19 protein-coding genes and 2 pseudogenes are annotated in these 21960 nt (G+C 67.3%); 15 read left to right on the top strand and 6 right to left on the bottom strand.

Features of this window, described 5'->3' with window-relative positions:
• Positions 1-235: 235 nt before the first annotated feature.
• Together C6V83_RS01155 and C6V83_RS01150 are read right to left on the bottom strand one after the other, a co-directional pair.
• Positions 236-1330 carry an inositol-3-phosphate synthase gene (locus C6V83_RS01155; protein WP_105940852.1) on the bottom strand — a complete coding sequence of 365 codons (1095 nt, stop codon included), beginning with the start codon at positions 1328-1330 and terminating at the stop codon, positions 236-238.
• The gene (locus C6V83_RS01150) at positions 1323-2024 is read right to left on the bottom strand and encodes a PadR family transcriptional regulator (protein ID WP_105940851.1); all 702 of its coding nucleotides are present in this window, start codon (positions 2022-2024) and stop codon (positions 1323-1325) included. The genes C6V83_RS01155 and C6V83_RS01150 overlap by 8 nt, the downstream gene beginning before the upstream one ends.
• 168 nt (positions 2025-2192) lie before the next feature.
• On the opposite strand from C6V83_RS01150, the gene C6V83_RS01145 reads away from it, so the two are divergent.
• The 3 genes from C6V83_RS01145 to C6V83_RS01135 all read left to right on the top strand — a co-directional run bounded on the left by C6V83_RS01145 (position 2193) and on the right by C6V83_RS01135 (position 6504).
• The gene (locus C6V83_RS01145) at positions 2193-2582 is read left to right on the top strand and encodes a DUF5318 family protein (protein ID WP_105943629.1); all 390 of its coding nucleotides are present in this window, start codon (positions 2193-2195) and stop codon (positions 2580-2582) included.
• A 135-nt stretch (positions 2583-2717) separates the two neighbouring features.
• Complete coding sequence (locus tag C6V83_RS01140; protein ID WP_105940850.1) at positions 2718-4934, top strand: transglycosylase domain-containing protein; 2217 nt, start codon at positions 2718-2720, stop codon at positions 4932-4934.
• Between the two features lie 7 nt (positions 4935-4941).
• Positions 4942-6504: a glycosyltransferase family 87 protein gene (locus tag C6V83_RS01135; protein ID WP_234353810.1), complete on the top strand. Its 1563-nt coding sequence runs from the start codon at positions 4942-4944 to the stop codon at positions 6502-6504.
• A 46-nt stretch (positions 6505-6550) separates the two neighbouring features.
• Here the strand turns inward: C6V83_RS01135 and C6V83_RS01130 are convergent, their stop codons facing one another.
• Positions 6551-8623: a GNAT family N-acetyltransferase gene (locus C6V83_RS01130; protein WP_105940849.1), complete on the bottom strand. Its 2073-nt coding sequence runs from the start codon at positions 8621-8623 to the stop codon at positions 6551-6553.
• A 146-nt stretch (positions 8624-8769) separates the two neighbouring features.
• Between C6V83_RS01130 and rpsF the strand changes: the two genes are divergently transcribed.
• The 4 genes from rpsF (at position 8770) to rplI (ending at position 10504) form a co-directional block, all read left to right on the top strand.
• Positions 8770-9051, top strand: a complete 282-nt coding sequence (gene rpsF / locus C6V83_RS01125; RefSeq protein ID WP_105940848.1) for a 30S ribosomal protein S6 — start codon at positions 8770-8772, stop codon at positions 9049-9051.
• A gap of 132 nt (positions 9052-9183) precedes the next feature.
• On the top strand, positions 9184-9732 hold the full coding sequence (locus C6V83_RS01120) for a single-stranded DNA-binding protein (protein ID WP_105940847.1): 549 nt from the start codon (positions 9184-9186) through the stop codon (positions 9730-9732).
• 41 nt (positions 9733-9773) lie between these two features.
• Entirely contained in the window at positions 9774-10031 is a 258-nt protein-coding gene (rpsR, locus tag C6V83_RS01115; RefSeq protein ID WP_105940846.1) for a 30S ribosomal protein S18, read from the top strand.
• Positions 10032-10051: 20 nt separating this feature from the next.
• Positions 10052-10504, top strand: a complete 453-nt coding sequence (gene rplI / locus C6V83_RS01110; protein ID WP_105940845.1) for a 50S ribosomal protein L9 — start codon at positions 10052-10054, stop codon at positions 10502-10504.
• Positions 10505-10833: 329 nt separating this feature from the next.
• Here rplI and C6V83_RS01105 read toward each other — a convergent pair whose 3' ends face one another.
• Positions 10834-11394 (bottom strand): hypothetical protein, encoded by a 561-nt coding sequence (locus C6V83_RS01105; RefSeq protein WP_105940844.1) that lies wholly within the window; start codon positions 11392-11394, stop codon positions 10834-10836.
• 401 nt (positions 11395-11795) lie between these two features.
• Between C6V83_RS01105 and dnaB the strand changes: the two genes are divergently transcribed.
• The 5 genes and pseudogenes from dnaB to C6V83_RS01080 all read left to right on the top strand — a co-directional run.
• Entirely contained in the window at positions 11796-14003 is a 2208-nt protein-coding gene (gene dnaB, locus C6V83_RS01100; RefSeq protein WP_267893964.1) for a replicative DNA helicase, read from the top strand.
• Between the two features lie 431 nt (positions 14004-14434).
• On the top strand, positions 14435-14752 hold the full coding sequence (locus C6V83_RS01095) for a transposase (RefSeq protein WP_105940842.1): 318 nt from the start codon (positions 14435-14437) through the stop codon (positions 14750-14752).
• 14 nt (positions 14753-14766) lie between these two features.
• Positions 14767-15651, top strand: a complete 885-nt coding sequence (locus C6V83_RS01090) for an IS3 family transposase (RefSeq protein WP_267893963.1) — start codon at positions 14767-14769, stop codon at positions 15649-15651.
• 88 nt (positions 15652-15739) lie between these two features.
• The gene (locus tag C6V83_RS01085; protein ID WP_105940840.1) at positions 15740-16885 is read left to right on the top strand and encodes an IS110 family RNA-guided transposase; all 1146 of its coding nucleotides are present in this window, start codon (positions 15740-15742) and stop codon (positions 16883-16885) included.
• Positions 16886-16911: 26 nt separating this feature from the next.
• Positions 16912-17151 (top strand): annotated as a pseudogene (locus tag C6V83_RS01080) (integrase core domain-containing protein); the annotation flags it as partial.
• A gap of 163 nt (positions 17152-17314) precedes the next feature.
• Here the strand turns inward: C6V83_RS01080 and C6V83_RS01075 are convergent.
• Positions 17315-18595 carry an IS256 family transposase gene (locus C6V83_RS01075; RefSeq protein WP_105940838.1) on the bottom strand — a complete coding sequence of 427 codons (1281 nt, stop codon included), beginning with the start codon at positions 18593-18595 and terminating at the stop codon, positions 17315-17317.
• Between the two features lie 159 nt (positions 18596-18754).
• On the opposite strand from C6V83_RS01075, the pseudogene C6V83_RS01070 reads away from it, so the two are divergent.
• A pseudogene (locus C6V83_RS01070) lies at positions 18755-19123 on the top strand (transposase); the annotation flags it as partial.
• Between the two features lie 279 nt (positions 19124-19402).
• Here C6V83_RS01070 and C6V83_RS01065 read toward each other — a convergent pair.
• The gene (locus tag C6V83_RS01065; RefSeq protein ID WP_105940837.1) at positions 19403-19777 is read right to left on the bottom strand and encodes a YidH family protein; all 375 of its coding nucleotides are present in this window, start codon (positions 19775-19777) and stop codon (positions 19403-19405) included.
• 228 nt (positions 19778-20005) lie between these two features.
• Between C6V83_RS01065 and C6V83_RS01060 the strand changes: the two genes are divergently transcribed.
• Both C6V83_RS01060 and C6V83_RS01055 read left to right on the top strand, forming a co-directional pair.
• On the top strand, positions 20006-21154 hold the full coding sequence (locus tag C6V83_RS01060) for an acyl-CoA dehydrogenase family protein (RefSeq protein ID WP_105940836.1): 1149 nt from the start codon (positions 20006-20008) through the stop codon (positions 21152-21154).
• Positions 21155-21258: 104 nt separating this feature from the next.
• The gene (locus C6V83_RS01055) at positions 21259-21948 is read left to right on the top strand and encodes a GntR family transcriptional regulator (protein ID WP_105940835.1); all 690 of its coding nucleotides are present in this window, start codon (positions 21259-21261) and stop codon (positions 21946-21948) included.
• The last annotated feature ends 12 nt before the right edge of the window (positions 21949-21960 follow it).

Raw genomic sequence — 21960 nt, 5'->3', positions numbered from 1 at the left:
AGGTCTCGATACGGCTCGGCTGGCGCCTCGCCTACTCGACCACCACCAAGGGGGGCTCGCCTGCGCGACCGCCGGACGGGGTCTCGTCTGCTCGACCACCAAGTGGGTCCGCCTACTCGACCACCGAACGAGGGTCTCGATACGGCTCGGCTAGCGCCTCGCCTACTCGACCACCAATGGACGGTCTACTCGACCACCAATGGGCGGTCTGCTCGACCGCCGAAGGGACGGAGGGTTAGTCCGCGCCGATGATGAAGGCCTCGAGCTGGCTGCGCGCGACGTCGTCGGCGATCTGCTTGGGCGGGCTCTTCATCAGGTAGGCCGAGGCCGGGAGGATCGGGCCGCCCAGGCCGCGGTCCTTGGCGATCTTCGCGGCGCGCACGGCGTCGATGATGATGCCGGCCGAGTTGGGGGAGTCCCAGACCTCGAGCTTGTACTCCAGGTTCAGCGGCACGTCGCCGAAGGCGCGTCCCTCGAGCCGGACGTACGCCCACTTGCGGTCGTCGAGCCAGGCGACGTAGTCCGACGGGCCGATGTGCACGTTCTTGTCGTACACCTTGCCCGACAGCGGACCGGTCAGGTTGCTGGTGACGGCCTGGGTCTTGGAGACCTTCTTGGACTCCAGACGCTCACGCTCGAGCATGTTCTTGAAGTCCATGTTGCCGCCGACGTTCAGCTGGTAGGTGCGGTCGAGCTCGACGCCGCGATCCTCGAACAGCTTGGCCATCACGCGGTGGGTGATGGTCGCGCCGACCTGGCTCTTGATGTCGTCGCCGACGATCGGCACACCGGCATCGGTGAACTTCTGGGCCCATTCGGGGTCCGAGGCGATGAACACCGGCAGGGCGTTGACGAAGGCCACGCCCGCGTCGATGGCACACTGCGCGTAGAACTTGTCGGCCTGCTCCGAGCCCACCGGGAGGTAGCTGACCAGGACGTCGACCTGCGCGTCCTTCAGGGCCTGCACGACGTCGACTCCGTCGCCGTCGGCCTCGGTGATGGTCTCCTTGTAGTACTTGCCCAGACCGTCGAGGGTGTGGCCGCGCTGCACGGTGACGTCCAGCGGGGGCACGTCGGCGATCTTGATGGTGTTGTTCTCGCTGTTGCCGATCGCCTCGGAGAGGTCGAAGCCGACCTTCTTGGCGTCGACGTCGAACGCGGCGACGAACTTGACGTCCCGCACGTGGTACGGGCCGAACTTCACGTGCATCAGGCCCGGAACGTTCGCGTTCTCGTCGGCATCTTTGTAGTACTGAACGCCCTGGACCAGGGAAGCGGCGCAGTTACCCACGCCGACGATGGCCACGCGCACTGTGTTGGTGTCACCCATGGTCGGGTTCTCCTTCTTTTCGCGGCGGAACGGCGGATTGCGTTGCCGCCGGGTTCTTTCCTTCTTCACCGCTGCCGGAATCACCGGCTGCGGTCAAATCTGTGGGGGCGGACCCGCTCACTGCGTTCCCGGCGCCCGTGGCACTGGGCCCGCTCACTGCGTTCCCGGCGCCCGATGCCTCGTCGGCGATCAGCTTGTTGAGCCACTGAACCTCACGTTCGGAGGTCTCCAGGCTGAGCTCGTGCATCTGGCGCGTGTAGTGGTCCGAGCCGAGCCCGGCGCGGCTGAGCAGCTCGCGCAGCGACTCGCGCCGTTCCTCGACCTGCCGGCGGCGGCCCTCCAGGATCCGCATCCGCGCCATGGCGGGAGTGCGGCTGAAGAACGCCAGGTGCACACCGAAACCGTCGTCGGTGTAGTTCTGCGGGCCGGTGTCGGCGAGCAACTCGGCGAAGCGGGCTTCGCCCTGCGGAGTCAGCCGGTACACGCGCCGCCCGCGGCGGACCTTGGCGCCGGTGGGGCCGGGGCTGTCGTCTTCGACGATGAGGCCGTCGGCCTGCATGCGCCGCAGCGTCGGGTACAGCGAGCCGTACGAGAACGCGCGGAACGCGCCGAGCAGGCCGGTGAGCCGCTTGCGTAGTTCGTAACCGTGCATCGGGGACTCGAGCAGGAGGCCGAGGATGGCCATCTCCAGCATGGGAGCCCCTTTCTGGTGCCGCGGACGTACCGGTGCCGTCGTTACGACGAGCTGATGTAGCACCGAATGTATCGTATCGATATAATTCGCACCTAACCAATGAGTAGGGACGAAGATTGATCTCCGTCACACGCCGGGTCCCGGTACGTCAGGACTACGCTGGTGCTCGTGCACCGAAGGGTCGTGGACTATGCGCTCGCCAAGCGCGCCAAGCTGGCCGAGGTGCGCGGCGGCCGCCTCGGGCTCGACGAAGTCTGCGATGCCGACGCGTACCTGCTGCGAGCTGCGCAGTTCCACGGGGTCGCCACCGGACAGAGCTGCCCCGTCTGCCGCAAGGAGCAGATCACGCAGGTGTCCTGGGTGTTCGGCTCGTCCCTCGGCCAGGCATCGGGATCGGCCCGGACACCCGCGGAGATCGCCCGCCTGGAAGCCCGGGCGGGCGAGTTCACCGTGCACGTGGTGGAGGTGTGCCGGACCTGTCACTGGAACCATTTGATCCGCTCGTACGTTGCCGGACTGGCGCCGGTCGCCCGGTCACGGCGCCGTGCCGCGAAGTAAGAGGGGTGGACGTCACGTCTCCGGGAGGTCCGTCGAGGTCTGCCGGAGTTGAAACGGTGCCCCGTGTGCGGTCACAGTGGAAGATGGCGTCGTCCGACAGGATGAGCCGGTGAGCGGGGAGACAGTGGGAGAGCGATGAGTAGCGAGAAGAAGACCACCGGTGGGACCGACGGGTCTCAGCGGTCTCGGGTCACGCGGGTGATCGCCTGGGTTCTGGGCCTGGGCGCCGCAGTGGTGCCGCTCGTCGCCATCATCGGCGTGGTCGCCTTCCTGATCACCTATCTGGTGGTCGACGTGCCCGGGCCCGGTGACATCAAGCAGAACCAGGTCGCGACGATCGTCGACAGCAAGGGCGGCACCATCGCCCGGATCGTGCCCCCAGAGGGCAACCGCACCGACGTGAAGTACGACGACATCCCGGAGTCGATGATCGAGGCGATCAAGGCCGCCGAGGACCGCGACTTCGACTCCAACTCCGGCTTCTCCCTCCGCGGCTTCACCCGCGCCGCCCTGGGCAAGGTGACCGGCAACGCCGGCGCCGGCGGCGGATCCACGATCACCCAGCAGTACGTCAAGAACGCGATGGTGGGCGACGAGGCGACCGGCATCGCCGGTTACCAGCGCAAGTTCAAGGAACTGGCGATCTCGACCAAGATGTCGCGCAAGTGGTCCAAAGAAGACATCATGGCCGCCTACCTGAACACCATCTACTTCGGTCGCGGCGCCTACGGCGTCGCCTCGGCGTCGAAGGCGTACTTCAACAAGGACGTCTCCAAGCTCACGGTCTCCGAGTCTGCCCTGCTGGCCGGCATCATCCGCGGGCCCTCGATCTACGACCCCGCCGTCGACGAGGAACTGGCCAAGGATCGCTGGGAGTACGTGCTCGACGGCATGGTCAAGATCGGCGCGATCAGTGAGGTGGAGAAGAACCAGCAGACCTTCCCCCGGACGATTGAGCCCAAACCGGTCGCCGACTCCGACGCGGAGGGCCCGAACGGCCTGATCAAGCGCCAGGTGCTCGCCGAACTCGGCAAACTCGGCATCTCCGAGCAGCAGGTGCGCACCGACGGCCTCAAGATCACCACCGCCATCGACCCGAAGGTGCAGAAGGCGCTGCAGGACGCCTCCAAGAGCAAGATGAGCGGCGAGCCGAAGGACCTGCGCACCGCGTCGGTGTCGGTGGATCCGGCCACCGGCGGGATCGAGGGCTACTTCGGAGGCTGGGACGGCGCCGGCTGGGACTACGCGTCGACGGGCCTGCAGACCGGCTCGGTGTTCAAGACCTTCGCGCTGATCGCGGCGCTGGAGCAGGACATCCCGCTCTCGCAGCGCTACGACTCGTCGACCTACACCACCAGCTCGGGTCTGCGGGTCACCAACTCCGACGGTGAATCATGCGGCACTTGCAACCTGGCGACGGCGATGAAGATGTCGCTCAACACCGTGTACTACCGCCTGATGATGGACTTGAAGAACGGGGCCGACGACGTCGTGTCGGCGGCCCACCGGGCCGGCGTCGCCGAGACCCTGAACGGCAAGCCCACCCTGGTGAACGCGAACGGCCGAACCGAAGGCGGCGTGGTGCTCGGTCAGTACGACTCGACCGTGCTCGACCTGGCGTCGTCGTACGCGACGCTGGCCGCCTCCGGGATCTACCGCGAGCCGTTCTTCGTGAAGAAGGTCGAGACCTCGACCGGCGAAGTGCTCTTCGACCGCCAGCCCAACCCGGGCAAGCGCGTCTTCCAGGCCAAGGTGGCCGACAACGTGACCGCCGCCCTGGAACCCATTGCCGCGTACTCCAACGGCAACTCGCTGTACGACTCGTCGCTGGGTTCGCGCCCGTCGGCCGCCAAGACCGGTACCGCGCAGCTCGGCGACACCGGGAACAACCGGTACGCGTGGATGGTCGGCTACACGCCGCAGCTCTCGACCGCGGTCTGGGTCGGCACCGCCAAGGGCGACAAGCCGCTGCGCAACTACGCGGGCGCGTCGATCTACGGCGGCGGACTGCCCTCGCAGATCTGGAAGGCGGCGATGGACCAGGCTCTGGCCGGCCAGCCCATCGAGGACTTCCCCACGCCGGATCCTGTCGGCGGCCAGGCGGGCGTCCCGTACGAGCCGCCGCCGACCACGTACACGCCGACCGACCGGACATCGCCGACGCGACCGCGTCTGCCCGGTCAGGGAGACGACGGAAACATCACGGTCGGACCGGGCTGGACCATCCCGTGGGGAGATCCGACGACGACCCGTCCGCGCCGCGGCAATCCGAACCGGACACCGAGCGAGCCGACGCCCGGGGAAGAAGAGGTCCCCGCGCCGAACGACTCCGACCCGGTCCCGACGGCCTGATCCGCGCGTGAGCGCCATCGGGGCCGAGGACGGCTCGGCGCCGTCGAACGACGACGGTGTGCCGTCGAATCACGACGGCGTGCAGTCGCCGCGGCCGCTGGCCGAGAAGCGCCGGATCAACACCTGGCGGATCCTGCCCAGCCGGGCGAATGCACAGGTCGCGGCCGCCAGCGAGGTGATCGGCGGTCCGGTCGGACGGCACGCGGCGATCGGGCGCAGCCGCAATTGGACGCCGGTGCGCGTGGTGCTGCTGATGGGGCTGTTGGCCCTGGCGGTGTCGTGGTTCGGCAAGGCCGGCTGCCTGCAGCAGGCGCCGGTGCCGTCGGAGAACGGGGAACCGTCGTCCGGGGTGCGCCTGAACTGGGACAATCAGCGCCAGTACTACGGCCTCTGCTACAGCGACGTGATCGCGATGTACGGCGCACAGCGCCTCACGCTGGAGGATCTCCGGCACGGCACGATGCCTTACCGCACCTTCTGGTATGCGCCCGGTGCGGACGGCGAGGAGGGGACGAAACGGTACACCGACCAGCCGGTGCTGATCGGCGGCTTCCTGTACGCGGTGGCCAGGGCGACGCAGGGGTGGCAGGCGCTGGTCGACGGCACGCCGATCCCGCGGCAGCTGGACGTGGTCACCTTCTTCAACATCGCCGCGCTGCTGCTGGCGCTGTTCTGGCTGCTCGCGGTGTGGGCGACCATGATGACCGATCGCCGCCGCATCTGGATCGGTGCGCTGATGGCGCTCTCGCCGCTGCTGCTGGTGCACGGCTTCACCGCATTCGACGTGATTCCGGTGGCGCTGGTCGCGCTCGCCATGCTGTTCTGGGCGCGCGAGCGAGTGATCCTGACCGGAGTCTTCGCCGGGCTGGCCGCCGCGGCATCGGTGTACCCGCTGCTGCTGATCCCGGCGTTGGCGGTGATCTGCGCCCGTGACCGCCGGATGCACGACTTCGCCGCGACGGTCGCCGCCGCCGTGATCGCGTGGCTGGCGGTGAACCTGCCGGTCTTGCTGGCCTATCCGCAGGGCTGGAGCGAGTTTTACCGGACCTGGTGGAACCGGGGAGCCGAACCGGACAGTCTGTACCGCCTGATCATCACCGGCACCGGGTGGTCGCCCTCGGTGTCGCTGCTGAACGCTCTGGCGCTGGTGCTCATCGCCGCCGTGATCGCGGGTACCGCCTATCTGGCGCTGCGCTCGCCGGCGCCGTCGAGTCCGCAGTTCTTCGCGCAGCTGATGTTCCTGCTCGTGGCCGGCTATCTGCTGGTCGGCAAGGCGTGGAGTCCGCAGCACTCGCTGTGGCTGGTCCCGCTCGCGGTGCTGGCGATCCCGCACGCGCGGCTCCTGCTCGCGTGGATGGTGGTCGACGCCCTCGTCTGGGTTCCGCGGATGGGACTGTTCCTGGATCCGTCGCGCAAATGGCTTCCCGACGAGTGGTTCTACGTCGCCGTCGTCGTCCGCGCGGTCTTCCTGGTGGTGCTCTGCGGCCTCGTGGTGCGCGACCTGCTCAGGGCCCGCACAACGCCGCCCCAGCCGTCCGCCGCCGCACCGCCGGTTCCCGCGTACGCGTAGATCGCCCGTGCTCTGCGGCGGTCACGGCCGGCGCCCGGCAGACCGGTCAGACCGGGGCGGAGTCGAGGTGGTCGACACGCTCGGCCAGCCGTTCGCGAGCGTGCGACCAATCGTCGTCGGTCATCGCGTACTGCGCGGTGGTGCGCCAGCCGCCCTGGAAGCGGCGGTGCTTGCGCAGCAGTCCCTCGAAGGTCGCGCCGAGCTTGGCGATCGCCGCGCGGGACTGCGCGTTCTGCTCGTGCGTGTGCCAGACCACGCGCACGGCACCGGCTTCGGAGAACGCGTAGTCGAGCAGCATCAGCTTGGCGGCCGGATTCACGACGGTCCCGTGCGCCGCACGCGCGTAGTAGGTGTAACCGATCGCCAACGTCCGGTTGGCCTCATCGACGTCGTAGAAGCTGGTGGTGCCCACCAGGTCGCCCGACCGGTCGTCGATCACCGCGAACGCCAGGCGCGTGGGCGTCCGATGCGCGGCGGTGATGAACTCGACGGCCGAACCGAGGTCGCCGGGGGTGCCCGAGGTCCAGCGGCCCAGATCGGGGTCGTCGGCGGCCACCGCAGCGAGGTTCCGGGCATCGGTGACGGTCAGCGGGCGCAGCGTGATTCCGGCGCGCTCGAGGACCGGCGTCCCCAGCCAGCACCGGGCGTCGCGCGCATCGGCGGCGGCCAGACGCGTGAGCGGCGGATCCGGCGGGAGTTCGCTCCGCACGAACGACGCCAGCGGCTCGCGCAGTCCGGTGCGGCACGCGGTCACCAGGAAGTAGGCCAGCAGGACCCAGTGCGCCCACACGCCGAGGTTGACGCCGCCGATCACCCACCACACCATGTCCGAACCGGAGTTGATGACGCCGAACAGCCGGAAGATCGTCAGATCCAGGATCACGTCGGTCACCAGGTAGATCGCGATCGCCCACCAGCGCACCCGCATGAGCACGAAGAAGGGCAGGACCCACAGCGTGTACTGCGGCGAGTGGACCTTGTGGAACAGCATGAACGCCGCCAGCATCGCGAAGCTCGCGCCGATCCACGGGAAGACCCCGGTCTCGGTGTAGCGGCGCCAGGCGAGGTAGATCGCCGCGGCCAGGCCGGCGACGATCAGCACCGGCGACGCCAGGCCGACGATCGAGTTGTACAGATCGGTGTCGTCGTTGCCGATCCAGTAGTTGCCCCAGTACCAGATGGTATTGGTGTCGATGTCGGCCTTGCGCTTGCCCTGGAAGTCGAGGGCGGCCTTCCAGCCCTGGTACCCGGCGACCATGAACGGCACCTGCACGATCAGCGTGGTCACGACGGCGGCGGCCACGACCCAGGCGGCTCCGGCCCAGTCGTATGCCCGCCGGGCGCCGTCCCGCAGCCGATCGCCCTGCTCGCCGCACGTCAGCACGTAGAGCGCCAGGGGCAGGACGAACAGACCCGGATAGAGCTTCAGGGAGAACCCGACGGCCAGCAGCACCGAGGCGATGATCGATGACGTGCGCAAGGACATCCGCCGTTCGCCGGTCCGCGGGTTCGCGCTCGCCGCCCAGGCCATCACGGCGATCGCGGCGACCGAGGTGAACACCACCGGGGTCTCCCAGTTGTGGAAGGCGTACAGGACCAGCGGCGGGGTCGCGGCCCACAGGAGCACCCACCAGCGGCTCATCCAGGCCAGGAGGAGGGTGATCGCCAGGGCGAACGGCGTCAGGATCAGCGCGGACTGCCGGAAGAACTCCAGGTCGGTGTGCTGGCCGATCGCCCCGAGCCACATCAGCAGGCCCGAGAGGACCGGGTACTCGACGACGCCGCCGTAGAGATGGCCCTGCTCGGTGATGCCGCCGTGGATGTACGGGAAGACATGGTTGTCGATGTCCCGCCCGACCCAGAGGAACATCAGGTCCGAGTAGCACGGAATGACGGCGTTCGGGTCGCCCACCGGGAACCGGGCGCTGCGCCCGAACTCGTCGTAGGGGGCTCCGCCGCAGGCGGCTTTGACCCGATAGCTCCAGGTCAGAGCGGCGGCGGTGAACAGCAGTGCCGCGACCATGATGAGCGAGGTCTCTCCGCGGTGGAGGAGCGGCGGCCGTGGGGAGCGGAGCGGGCCCCCGCGGCGTGCGGCGGGGACGGAACCGGCAGAAGGCATGGCCTCGACTCTAACTGTTCGGCCTGTCTGTTCCGATTTCCCTGGTCACCGCCCTCTCATGTATCTTGGACGGGTTGCCGACGCAGGCGACCCTCCTGCCGTGGAACGTCCATGGCCGATTAGCCCATAGGAGGTGATGAGGTCTTATGCGTCACTACGAACTGATGGTCATCCTCGATCCGAGTCTGGACGAGCGCACCGTCGCCCCATCCCTGGATACTTTCCTCAACGTGGTGCGGAAGGACGGTGGCTCCGTCGACAACGTCGACATCTGGGGCAAGCGCCGTCTCGCGTACGAGGTGGAGAAGAACGCTGAGGGCATCTACGCCGTCATCGATCTGAACGCCGAGCCCGCGACCGTGAGCGAGCTCGACCGTCAGCTGAAGCTGAACGAGTCGGTGCTGCGCACCAAGGTCCTGCGCAAGTAGGCGGATCCGGCTCATCCGATTCGGCTCGGTTGATCCCCGCCGGCTGTCGTGGGCGGCCGTTAGGGTGGTGTCGAAACCACCCGGCCGCCGACGAAGTCGAGGCGACAACCATCACGACCTGAGGAATCTGACATGACTGACACGGTCATCACCGTCGTAGGCAATCTCACCGCCGACCCGGAACTGCGGTTCACCGCTTCCGGTGCGCCGGTCGCCAACTTCACGGTGGCTTCCACGCCGCGTACGTTCGATCGCCAGACCAACGAGTGGAAGGACGGCGAAGCGCTGTTCCTCCGCTGCAGCATCTGGCGCGACGCGGCGGAGAACGTGACCGAGTCGCTCACCAAGGGCACTCGAGTCGTGGTGCAGGGCAAGCTCAAGCAGCGGTCGTACGAAACCCGTGAAGGGGAGCGTCGCACCGTCGTGGAGCTCGAAGTGGATGAGATCGGTCCCTCGCTGCGCTACGCCACCGCCAAGGTCACCCGCACCCCGCGGGGCGGCAGCGGCGGCGGGAACTTCGGCGGCAATCAGGGCGGTTACGGCGGCGGAAACCAGGGCGGCGGCTACGGCCAGCAGTCCGCTCCCCGTCAGCAGCCCCAGCAGCCGGCCGACGACCCGTGGGGCAGCGCACCGGCCGCCGGCGGCGGATTCGCCGCCGCGGACGACGAACCACCATTCTGATACGGGCTCGCCAGCCCGAGGAGCACTAACGGAGCACCGATATGGCAAAGCAAAAGGGGCGCAAGCCTCGCGTCGAGAAGGTCACCAAGGCTAAGGCCTGCACCTTCTGCAAGGACAAGAAGACCACCGACATCGACTACAAGGACACGGCGCTGCTGCGCCGCTTCCTGTCGGACCGCGGCAAGATCCGCTCGCGCCGCGTGACCGGCAACTGCGTCCAGCACCAGCGTGACATCGCGGTGGCCGTCAAGAACGCGCGTGAAGTGGCTCTGCTGCCGTTCACGTCGACCGGTCGCTGAGCGGGAAGGGAAGCACTGACATGAAGCTGATCCTGACCACCGCTGTGGAGAACCTGGGCGAAGCCGGCGACACCGTCGAGGTGCGTGACGGCTACGGCCGCAACTACCTGCTGCCCCGCGGCCTGGCGATCGTCGCCACCCGCGGCGCCCAGAAGCAGGTCGAAGGCATCCGCCGGGCTCAGCAGGCGCGCGTCGTGCGCGACCTGGACCACGCCAACGAGCTGAAGCAGGCCCTGGAGGGCCTGGAGAACGTCTCGCTGACCGTGAAGACCCACGACTCGGGCAAGCTGTTCGGTTCGGTCACCGCCGCTGATGTGGCCGGGGCGATCCGCGCCGCCGGCGGCCCGGCCGTCGAGAAGCGCAACGTGGCGTTCCCGAAGGGGCACATCAAGGCCACCGGCTCGCACCCGGTCGTCGTGAAGCTGCACCCGAAGGTCGAGGCGAAGTTCGCCGTCGACGTCGTGTCCGCCTGACGCTCGACGCACCACACGGACAAGCGCCGGTCACCGAAAGGTGGCCGGCGCTTCGTCGTGCCCGAATCGCCGCGTGCCGATCAGGCGCTGGCCGGACGAGTGCGTGCCCTTCCTGATCGAGCGGAGTCGAGACCTGGCGGTGCCCTCGGTGGTCGAGCGGAGTCGAGACCTGGCGGTGCTCTCGGTGGTCGAGCGGAGTCGAGACCTGGCGGTGCTCTCGGTGGTCGAGCGGAGTCGAGACCTGGCGGTGCTCTCGGTGGTCGAGCGGAGTCGAGACCTGGAGGTGCTCTCGGTGGTCGGGCGGAGTCGAGACCTGGCGGTCGAGATAGCTACCGCAGGTGCGCTGGCAGGTACCTCGGCGCGGGATTGCCGTTGCGGTAGCTGCGCGGCCCGTAGAACTTGTGCCACTGGGGGCTCAAAATGAAGGCGCGGTTGTTGGTGGCGCAGGAGACCACTCCGCTGCGGGGCACGGCGCACACCACGTTGTTGGTGACGATCCGTTGGCCGGGCCGCAGGACCGGTGCGCGGAACCCGGCCTGGGACCCGAACCGGAAGGTTGTGCCCGGCGGCACCCACCACGGGCCCTGCGAGTCGTTGGTGACGGACACGCCGAGGGTGTTCGGCGGCGCGGTGGCGGGCTTCCCCTGGCAGGCGACCGAGCCGGCCCGCCAGATCTGACAGCGCCACTTGCCCGCGCGGAAGAAGAACCTGCCGTCGTCGGCGTAGCGGAGCGACTGGTACTTGGCCGGGTTCACCGGCGTGTACCGGTCGAACTGCAACTCCGGCGGCGGCGCGGCTGCGGCGGGAGCGGCCGGAGCCAGCAGAACGGCGCCGAGCGCGAGCACCACGAGCGTCGCGAGCTTGCGGGGAATCGAATTGGGCACACGCACGTTCTCATTTCACCACGCGACGGTGTCGACCCGGCGTCCTTCGAACGAATGACTCGTCGGTAACTGGTCTCAACCTCGTCTCGACACCTCCCCGGGCGTGGCGCAATGCGACACGCCGAGGAATCCGAACTTCGCTTCTGTGGACAGCGGAATTCTCTCTTGACCTCGGACGATGTGTCGATTGTGGCCAGAATCTGTTCGTGAATCCACAGGGCTGTGCACATGCCGACCGGGCAGACAGCCAATCGTCCACACGACACCCACAGAGTTGTCCACAGCGACCGTTTGCCGCGCACGCGGCCTGCGCCTAACCTTCCCGAGGTACCCGATTCATCGCCCGGTCATCTCGGGAGCCGGGTCATCGACGAGAGCGGCGTCTGGGAAAGGGGGTGCGCGAAGCATTGAGTGAAGACTCGCACGATCCGGGCCCGGCGCAGCCGCCCGCACCCGGTGAAGAGACGCTTCGCCAGCCCCCGCAGGACACCGCTGCCGAGCAATCGGTGCTGGGCGGCATGCTGCTCTCGAAGGACGCCATCGCCGACGTCCTCGAGCGGATCAAGCCGGACGACTTCTACAAGCCCGCCCATCAGGCCGTCTACGACGCGATCCTCGAGCTCTACGGGAAGGGTGAGCCGGCCGATGCCGTGACCGTCGCCGCCGAACTGGACCGGCAGGGCCAGCTCCGCAAGGTCGGCGGCGCGCCGTATCTCCACACTCTGATCTCCACGGTCCCGACCGCCGCGAACGCCGGCTTCTACGCCGACATCGTCGCCGAGAAGGCCCTGCTGCGAAGGCTGGTGCAGGCCGGCACCCGGATCGTGCAGTACGGCTACGCGGGCTCGGAGGGCCAGGACGTGGCCGAGGTGGTCGACCGGGCCCAGGCCGAGATCTACGACGTCACCGAGCGGACCTCGTCGGAGGACTACTCGATCCTCGACGAGCTGATGCAGCCGACGCTCGACGAACTGGACTCCATCGCCTCGCGCGGCGGACTCTCGCTGGGCGTCCCGACCGGCTTCGCGGATCTGGACAAACTCACCAACGGTCTGCACGCCGGGCAGATGATCATCGTCGCGGCGCGTCCCGGCGTCGGCAAGGCGCTCGCCCTCGACACTCCGCTGCCCACCCCGACCGGCTGGACGCGCATGGGCAAGGTCGCCGTCGGCGATCGGCTGATCGGCGCGGACGGCAGGCCCACCCGGGTGGTCGCGATCAGCGACGTGATGACCGACCGCCCCTGCTTCGAGGTGGAGTTCGACGACGGCGCGGTGATCGTGGCCGATCGGGATCACCAGTGGTCGGCCGAGGTCGACGACACCGTGACGGTGATGACCACCGATGCGCTGCGCCACCACGTCGGCCGGGCGCTGATCCCCAATGCGACGCCGCTGGACCTGCCCGAGCGCGACTTCGCGTACGGACCGTACACCGTCGCCGCCCTGGCGGGCATGGCCTACGACGATCCCGAGATCGGCGTCCGGATCGAGGCCGAAGGCCCCGTCGACACCATGACTCTGATGGCCGATCTCGCCGGCCTGATCCCGGACGAGTACCTCCGCGGATCGGTGCGGCAGCGTCGTGCTCTGCTCTCCGGCCTGCTCGACGCCCGCGCCCGGGTGGAGGTCGACGGCTGGATCACCATCCCGTCCGTCACCCGGCACATGTCCGAGGTGCTCGCCGATCTGATCGCCGGGCTCGGGTACACCTACCGGCGCGAGCCGACCGGTTGGATCCGGATGGCCGCCGATGACGACGTGTTCACCGTCCACGAAAAGGCGGTGCTCCACAAGGAACGACGGTTCCGTGTCCGCGGCCGCCGGATCGTGGCGATCCGTCCGATCTCGTCGGTGCCGGTGCGCTGTGTCCAGGTCGACAACGCCGACCATCTGTACCTGGCGGGCGAGGCGATGGTGCCGACCCACAACTCGACGCTTGCGATGGACTTCCTGCGGTCGGCGTCGATCCACAACGGGCATGCCGCGGCCATGTTCTCGCTGGAGATGAGCAAGACCGAGATCGTGATGCGTCTGCTGTCGGCCGAGGCGCGGGTGAAGCTCGGCGACATGCGCTCGGGCAACATGAGCGACGACGACTGGAGCCGCCTGGCCCGGCGGATGGGCGAGATCACCGATGCGCCGTTGTTCATCGACGATTCGCCGAACCTGACGATGATGGAGATCCGCGCCAAGGCGCGCCGGCTCAAGCAGCGGCACGACCTCAAGCTGGTGGTGATCGACTACATGCAGCTGATGACCTCGGGCAAGAAGGTCGAGTCGCGTCAGCAGGAGGTCTCGGAGTTCTCCCGGTCGATCAAGCTGCTGGCCAAGGAGCTCGAAGTGCCGGTGGTCGCGATCTCGCAGCTCAACCGCGGCCCCGAGCAGCGCACCGACAAGCGCCCGCAGGTCTCGGATCTGCGTGAGTCGGGTTCGTTGGAGCAGGACGCGGACATGGTGATCCTGCTGCATCGCCCGGACGCCTTCGAGCGCGACGACCCCCGCGCCGGTGAGGCCGACATCATCGTCGGCAAGCATCGCAACGGCCCGACGGCGACGATCACCGTCGCGCATCAGCTGCACCTGTCGAAGTTCGTCGACATGGCGCGGGGCTGACCGGGGAACCGGTAGCTGTAGCCTGCGCTGAGGTTTGTCAGTTTCCAGACCCGGTTGTCACCGTGCGGGTTGACGACTCATCGACCGTCCCACACCAGCGACATCTCAGCGTAGTCGGCGGCTAGGTAGCGCTCCATTCCGATGGGCTCGCCAGACTCTAGACGACGCCGACGTCGTTCCTTGTCAGTGATCCAAGATCCCCTCAGACGGTCGTCCACGCGAGGCGGCTCGCGGTCGCTCATGTCCGGCGGTGCTGAAGCTGAAGTCGGCCCCACGCGGTGTCGCGGCGTGCACAACTGGTTTCGTTGGTGAACAGTGCCGATTCGTCCGGTCCAGTGCGTGCCTGACCACTCGCCGTAGTAAGTAGTGCCCCATAGAGTGTCCCGCCCCGGGTTTGATGGAGACATCGAAACCTGGAGGAACAGAGGAAGATGGCAGCACAGCGTAAGTACCCGTTGGAGTTGAGGGAGCGGGCCACTCGGTTGGCGGTGGAGGCTCGGCGGGATCCGGCATCGAAGGTCGGTGCGATTAAGCGGATTGCGGACCAGCTCGGGGTGCATCCCGAGGCGTTGCGGACGTGGGTGAAGCAGGCCGAGATCGACGGCGGTGTCGTGCCGGGTGTCACCTCGGCCGAGGCGGGCCGGATCGCGGAGTTGGAGCGGGAGAACCGTGAGTTGCGGCGGGCGAACACGATCTTGAAGCAGGCATCGGCTTTCTTCGCCGCGGAGCTGGACCGTCCGGCGAGGTAGCTGTTCCCACGGCGTTGAGGGTCGAGTTCGTGGACTCCGTTGCGGAGGAACACGGCGGCGTCCAGCCGGTCTTGGCTGCCTTGGAGGGCACGAGTGCCGAGATCGCGTCGTCGACCTACTACGCCTACAAGGCTCGGCCCGCTTCGCCGCGGTCGATCCGTGATGAGGAGTTGACCAAGATGATCAGGAAGGTGCACGAGGAGAACATGGAGGTCTACGGCGCGAGGAAGGTGTGGCACGAGATCAACCGGCAGATGCCGAGCCAGCCCGGCCAGTCGGCGGGGCCGGGCCGGGAGTCGGTGGCGCGGTGCACGGTCGAGCGGCTGATGCGGACCGCCGGGCTGCGGGGTGTGCTCCGCGACAAGCATCCCCGCACCACCAGGCCCGCGGCGGAGACCGGCCGGCCCGCTGACCTGGTCGACCGTGACTTCACCGCGTCGCGGCCCGACCGGTTGTGGGTAGCGGATCTGACATATGTGAGGACGATGTCGGGGTGGGTGTACGCGGCGTTCGTACTGGACGTCTACTCGCGGATGATCGTGGGCTGGCAGGTCTCGACGGGCCTCTACACCGACCTCGCCCTGGACGCGCTGCAGATGGGGATCTGGCGTCGCCAGCGCGACGGGCGGGACCTGACCGGACTGGTCCACCACTCCGACAGGGGCGCCCAGTACCGAGCGATCCGCTACACCCAGCGGCTCGCTGAGGCCGACGTGGTCGCCTCGGTGGGGTCCAAGGGCGACAGTTACGACTGCGAGGATCGTGTATGCGTCACCACCTGGTGTCTGACCCCTGCTACGACCGGCCCTGCGGGTGTCTTCGCGTTGACCTGTCGACCCCGGGTGGTGGCGTTCACCCAGGCTGCTGGCCGGGTGGGCAGTGACCTGATAGGAGCCTGACTCGACCAGGGTCTCATCGCAGTCCTGTCCGCCCACTCCGGCCAGCTGAGCCATGGACCCAGAATGCGAGAGAGGAATCCATAGCCTAATGTCCAGCATGCAGCTCCGCCGTGACGATGTCATCATCGGTGTCGATACCCACAAGGACAACCACGTAGCAGTCGCGATCGACGGTCTCGGCGGACGACTCGGTGATGTGGTCATCTCGGCCACGGTCGCCGGATTCGACGAGCTCGTCACCTTCTGTCTGGCGTTGGTCGGCCCGGCCGGAAGTCTGATCGGGTTCGGCGTTGAAGGCACCGGCTCCTACGGCGTCGGCCTGGCCCGCTACCTGCGCAACCACGGCCACCAGGTCCATGAGATCGCCCGTCCCGCGCGGGCCGCCGAACGTCGTCTCGCGGGGAAGAACGACACCATTGACGCCGAGCACGCCGCTCGGCAGCTGCTGGCCGGCCACGGCTTATCGGCACCGAAGACCGCCGATGGTGCAGTGGAGACGATCAGGCTGGTCAAGATTGCCTACGACGGTGCCGTCCAAGCCCGAACCACCACCATGATCACACTCAAAGCGACCCTCGCGACGGGAAGCGAAGCGCTGCGCGCAAAGTTGGAGAAGCTCACTGACCACAAGCTGATCACCGCGTGCGCGGCACTGGAAGGCCCGACCCCATTGCCACCCGTTCGCCGTGGAGCACCAGCCGTAGTTGTCCCGAACGATCCAGAGGCCGCGATGCGACATGTGTTGTCCTCAATGGCGCAGCGTTGGCTGGCGCTGCATGAAGAGGCCAAGGCTCACGCCGCGTCGTTGAAGACACTCACCGCGGCCACTGCACCCCGGCTCATCGAGGCTGTCGGCGTCGGTTACGACACTGCGGCCCAGATGCTGATCACCGCCGGCGACAACACCAACCGGATCAAGTCCGAGGCGGCATTCGCCAAAATGTGCGGCGCCTGTCCGATCCCGGCCGGATCAGGCAAGACCAACAACCGCCACCGGCTCTATCGCGGTGGGAACCGCCAGGCCAACGCCGCGCTGTACCGGGTCGTCATCGTGCGGATGCGCTGGCACCAGCCCACCATCGACTACGTCGCCCGTCGCACCGCCGAGGGCCTGTCGAAACGGGAAATCATCCGCTGCCTCAAGCGCTACCTCGCACGTGAACTCTTCCGACTCCTGCCCACACCGGATACCACCGCCGAACCCCGCGTCGACGAACCCGAAATTGCGGCCTGATCGACTTGAAAATCTATAGGAGCTTCAACGCGATGGCCGAGGCGCTGAACTCGCTGTACAAGGCCGAGCTGGTCCGCGGCCCCAGGCAGCGACGCAAGGGGATGTGGCACGGCATCGATGACCTCGAGATCGCCACCGCCGAGTGGGTCGACTGGTACAACCAGCGACGGCTCCACGGCGAGCTCGGACACGTCCCGCCCGCCGAGTACGAGGCCGCCTACTGGGCCAGCCTCGATCAAGCAGCCGACGACAAGAACGCCGCCTGACACGGCCACTGCAGGCCGATCACACGTCCAGGCCAACTCGGCTCTGGCAACCAAGGAAACCAACTAAATCAGTCTCCAAGAAACCCGGGGCTTGACAGAGTGGTGTAGCCCGGTGACCGGGATCGTGCCGGAGATATTGTCAAGATCTGTGGATGAGGTTGTTTCAGGCAGCCTCCTGCTGGTCGGGTGAGGCGGTGTCGGGTTCGACGAGTTCGCCGTTTTTGAAGGTGGCGCCGGCCCGGACGAGAGCGACGAGGTGGGGTGCGTTGACGGCCCGCCATTTCGTCTGTGCGGCTTCGATGAGTTTGTAGGCCATCGCCAGTCCCGCGGCCCGTGAGCCGGGGCCCTTGGTCACCTTGGTGCGCAACCGGACCGTGGCGAAGGTCGACTCGATCGGGTTGGTCGTGCGCAGATGAATCCAGTGCTCGGCCGGATAACGGTAGAACTCCAGCAGCACATCAGCGTCGTCGACGATCTTGGCGACCGCTTTGGGGTACTTGGCGCCGTAGGTCTTGGCGAAAGCCGTGATCGCGGTGCGGGCGTGGTCGATGTCTTCGGCGTTGTAGATCTCCTGCATCGCTTTGACCGCATTCGGATGCGCCGACTTCGGCAGTGCGGCAAGCACATTGCCTTGTTTATGAAACCAGCACCGCTGCTCTCGGGTATCCGGGAACACCTCGCGCAACGCAGCCCAGAACCCCAGGGCACCGTCCCCGACGGCCAGGTTCGGGGCCGCCATGCCGCGGCGCCGGCACGACCGCAACAGATCGGCCCACGATTCGGTCGATTCGCGGTAGCCATCGGCCAGGGCGACGAGCTCTTTACGGCCGTCGGCCCGCACACCGATCATCACCAACAGGCACAGTTTCTCCTGCTCAAGCCGGACTTTGAGGTGGATTCCGTCGGCCCAGAGGTAGACATAATCGCTGGTGATGTCGCGGTCTTCGAAGGCCGCGGCTTCCTTCTGCCACTGGCTGGTCAACCGGGTGATCGTGGCCGCCGACAACCCTGCACCCGAGCCGAGAAACTGCTCGAGTGCCGGCCCGAAATCCCCCGACGACAACCCGTGCAGGTACAGCAGCGGCAACACCGCGCTGACCTCCGGACTCTTGCGTGCCCACGCCGGGATGATCTTCGACGAGAACCGTTGACGTTCACCAGTTTCAGGGTCGACCCGCTTGTCGTTGACCCGCGGTGCCCGCACCGGCACCGCACCAGCAGCGGTCATCACCTCCCGCTCGTTGTGGTAGCCGTTACGCACCACCAGCCGGCGACCGTGCTCATCGACCTGATCGGTGAACTGATCGACATAGGCAGCGACCTCGGCCTGCAGGGCTGCGGCGAGCATCTGCCGGGCCCCGTCGCGCACGATCTCATCGAGGATCGACCGGTGATCGTCGTTGGACTGGTTGGAACCATCAGGGGCGTTGACTACCGTGAGCACGAGGCGTGCCTTTCCGCCAGCGCTGCAACGCTGACTTGATCAAGTGACTACCGGGATCATTCTGCGGGAAGGCACGCCCTCCCAGATCCACAGGTCTTGATCATTCCTCTGATCCTTCGAGTGATCTCTCACAACCAAACTCGAGAAGGAACAACAACGATGACCGCTCCCCATATTGTCGACCCTGCAGGCCTGCTTGGCCAAGCCCTGACCGAAGCGTCCCCGGATCTGATGCGCGATTTGCTGCAAACGATGATCAACGCCCTACTGTACGCGGACGCCGATGCCGTGTGCGGCGCCGAATGGGGCCGCCGATCAGCTGAGCGGACCAATCACCGCAACGGCTACCGCCACCGGCCGCTCGATACCCGCGTCGGCACGATCGAGGTCGCTGTCCCGAAGCTGCGCTCGGGCAGCTACTTTCCAGAGTGGCTGCTCGAGCGCCGCAAACGTGCCGAATCAGCGCTCATCACCGTCGTCGCGGACTGCTACCTGGCCGGGGTGTCTACCCGCCGAATGGACAAGCTGGGACGGCAGAGCTGACTGGGAAGGCTCCTTGGGCTCGTCCCGGCTGCGACGGTGACGGCTCCGATGCCATTGCCCAGGATCGCCATAAAGCTTGTTTTGTCCTGTTCGGGCTCGGCCAACGATCACGCCGCACACAGTTGATCCTGTCGACATCCGCCGACTCGGCGTGCGGCTGATCGACGGAGCCGGTTACGTGATCGTCCTGCGACGAGGCCCGCGCGGACTTTTCGACGCGGTTCTTCGTTGCGCTCCTCAACGGCTCACGGAGCGAGGAGGGTGTCAGCGCCAGATGACGAAGCCGAAGCTCGCCAGGACGATCAGCGCGCCGAGTGCCAGGACCGGCCAGGGGCCGGGGAGCGGGCCGCCCCGGTGGAGGGCGCGGTCGACGGCACGCCACCGTGCGAGACCGATGATCGCGGTGAGGGCGCCGATCAGCAGCAGGGTGATGCCGAGCGTCGTGCGGGCGGCCGGCTCGCCGAACGGCCCCAGCAGATGCAGCACCGCGATGCCCGCGGCGATCAGCCCGAGCGCGGTGCGCAGCCAAGCGAGGGCGGTGCGCTCGGCGGCCAGGGTGAACCGGGCGTCGACCGCACCGGGCAGAGGCTCCGGCGGATCGCTCTCGGGTTCGGGGGACCTTTCGACGCGATTCGTCACTTCGTTCCTCTTCGGCTCAAGGGGCTGATTGGTTGGGGGAGCGGTGCTGGCTCAAGGGGCTGGTCGGCGGGCGTTCGGGGAGTGGCGTGAGCGTCAGGGTAACCGTCCGCAAGGGGCTCGGTCCTCATGCGCAGCGGGTGAGACGAGTCCGTCGAGCCGCGGACCGCCGACCGTCATGGATAATATATTATCGCCTTCTCGGCGATCTTCTCCGAAAGGACCTGGCGAATGGCGTTGACCGAGGACGAGCAGGAGATGGTCTCCCTGGTACGGAACTTCGTCGATCAGCGGGTGGCGCCGCGGGTGCGGGAGTTCGAGCAGGACGACGTGTATCCGGCGGAGTGGATCGAGGAGATGAAGGAGCTCGGGTTCTTCGGGTTGCTCGCTCCGGCCGAGTACGGCGGTGTCGACGTCTCCATGCAGTGCTTCTCCGCGGTGTGCGAAGAGCTGGCGCGGGGATGGATGAGTCTGGCCGGGGCGATCGGCGGGCACTCGGTGATCACCTATCTGATCAAGACCTTCGGCACCGACGGGCAGAAGGAGCGGTATCTGGCGGCGATGGCCGGGGGCGGCATCCGGGCGACGATGGCGTTGACCGAACCCGGCGGCGGCTCGGATCTACAGGCGATGCGCACGGTGGCGGCGCCGAACGCCGACGGCTACTCGATCACCGGGGCCAAGACCTGGATCTCGAATGCGGCCCACTCCGACTTGTTCGGCCTCCTCTGCATCACCGACAAGTCCGCCGCGCCGGCACACAAGGGAATGAGCGTGATCCTGGTGGAGCCCACCGACGGTTTCACCGTCTCGGCCAAGATCCCCAAACTCGGATACCGCGGCGTGGAGGCCTGCGAGCTGGTGTTCGACGACGCTCAGATGCCCGCCGACGCGGTTCTGGGCGGCGCACCGAACAAGGGCTGGGCGCACATGATGCGCGGGCTGGAGGTCGGCCGGATCCAGGTCGCCTCGCGGGCGCTCGGAGTGGGGCAGGCGGCGCTGGACGCGGCGACCAGGTACTCGCAGGAGCGCGAATCGTTCGGCAAGCCGATCTGGAAGCACCAGTCGGTGGGCAACATGATCGCCGACATGGCCACCAAACAGCAGGCGGCGCGCTTGCTGACCCTGGACGCGGCGGCCAAGCTCGATCGCGGTGAGCGAGCGGACCTGGAAGCCGGGATGGCCAAGCTCTTCGCGTCGGAGACTGCGATGGAGATCGCGCTCGACGCGATCCGGGTCCACGGCGGCTACGGCTATTCGAAGGAGTACGAGGTGGAACGCTACTTCCGCGACGCTCCGCTGATGATCGTGGGCGAGGGCACCAACGAGATCCAGCGCAACGTGATCGCCGCCCAGCACATCGCCCGGCACCAGATCTGACCGCGGCATGAGTCCGGCGTCGCGGCGAATCGCGCACCGTGCAGTATTATATATTCCTGTTTCAGTGCTAATCCGATTCCGGAACAGAAACGGCGGGTGCGTAGATGACGGTGGAATCTCGGTCCGGAGTCGGCGCACATCGGCGTCAACTGCCCGAGGACGTGGCCGCCTATGTGCGCGAGATGATCATCTCTGGCGAGGTGCGGCCCGGCGACTTTCTGCGCACCGCGCCCATCGCGAAGGCGGTCGGAGTCAGCAACACCCCGGTCCGGGAGGGCCTCCTCATCCTGTCGGGGGAGGGATTCGTCGAACTCGTGCCGCGTCGCGGCTTCGTGGTGAGCGAGTTCAGCAGCCAAGATGTGCGCGACCTCTTCTGGGCGCAAGCGGTCTTGGCCGCGGAGCTGGCGCGGAGGGCCGCAGCGGGGGTCACCGCAGAGCAACTCGATCACCTGCGCACTCTCTATGAACGGCACACGGCGGCGCTGGCGGACGGAGACGACGAGGCCACGGTCCGGCTGGGCCACGAGTTTCACCGTTCAGTCAACCTGGCCGCCGGATCGCGCCGGCTGGCCGCCATGCTGGCGTCGATCGTCCGGCAGCTGCCGAATCGCTTCTACAACGACATCGAGGGGCACACCGACGACACGATGGAGGCGCATCCCAAGATCATCGCTGCGCTCGCTGACCGAGACGGCGATCGTGCGGCGGACCTGATGCGGGCGCACATCATGTCGGGGGCCGACGAACTGGTCGCTAACCTGGCCAAGCGGGGCCTGTGGCAGGACGGCGAATGATAGCCGTGCGCC

This window comes from Gordonia iterans, assembly GCF_002993285.1.
In the GTDB taxonomy this organism is placed as follows: Bacteria; Actinomycetota; Actinomycetes; order Mycobacteriales; family Mycobacteriaceae; genus Gordonia; species Gordonia iterans.
The sequence above is the reverse complement of the archived record's forward strand: the minus strand, read 5'-3'. Positions and strand labels throughout refer to the sequence as shown.

Excerpts from the sequence above, each read along its gene's own strand:
- rpsF (WP_105940848.1), top strand. The coding sequence starts at position 8,770 with ATGCGTCACTACGAACTGATGGTCATCCTCGATCCGAGTCTGGACGAG.
- C6V83_RS01055 (WP_105940835.1), top strand. The coding sequence starts at position 21,259 with ATGACGGTGGAATCTCGGTCCGGAGTCGGCGCACATCGGCGTCAACTG.
- rpsR (WP_105940846.1), top strand. The coding sequence starts at position 9,774 with ATGGCAAAGCAAAAGGGGCGCAAGCCTCGCGTCGAGAAGGTCACCAAG.
- C6V83_RS01120 (WP_105940847.1), top strand. The coding sequence starts at position 9,184 with ATGACTGACACGGTCATCACCGTCGTAGGCAATCTCACCGCCGACCCG.
- C6V83_RS01140 (WP_105940850.1), top strand. The coding sequence starts at position 2,718 with ATGAGTAGCGAGAAGAAGACCACCGGTGGGACCGACGGGTCTCAGCGG.
- C6V83_RS01150 (WP_105940851.1), bottom strand. The coding sequence starts at position 2,024 with ATGCTGGAGATGGCCATCCTCGGCCTCCTGCTCGAGTCCCCGATGCAC.
- C6V83_RS01130 (WP_105940849.1), bottom strand. The coding sequence starts at position 8,623 with ATGCCTTCTGCCGGTTCCGTCCCCGCCGCACGCCGCGGGGGCCCGCTC.
- C6V83_RS01095 (WP_105940842.1), top strand. The coding sequence starts at position 14,435 with ATGGCAGCACAGCGTAAGTACCCGTTGGAGTTGAGGGAGCGGGCCACT.
- C6V83_RS01060 (WP_105940836.1), top strand. The coding sequence starts at position 20,006 with ATGGCGTTGACCGAGGACGAGCAGGAGATGGTCTCCCTGGTACGGAAC.
- rplI (WP_105940845.1), top strand. The coding sequence starts at position 10,052 with ATGAAGCTGATCCTGACCACCGCTGTGGAGAACCTGGGCGAAGCCGGC.
- C6V83_RS01155 (WP_105940852.1), bottom strand. The coding sequence starts at position 1,330 with ATGGGTGACACCAACACAGTGCGCGTGGCCATCGTCGGCGTGGGTAAC.
- C6V83_RS01085 (WP_105940840.1), top strand. The coding sequence starts at position 15,740 with ATGTCCAGCATGCAGCTCCGCCGTGACGATGTCATCATCGGTGTCGAT.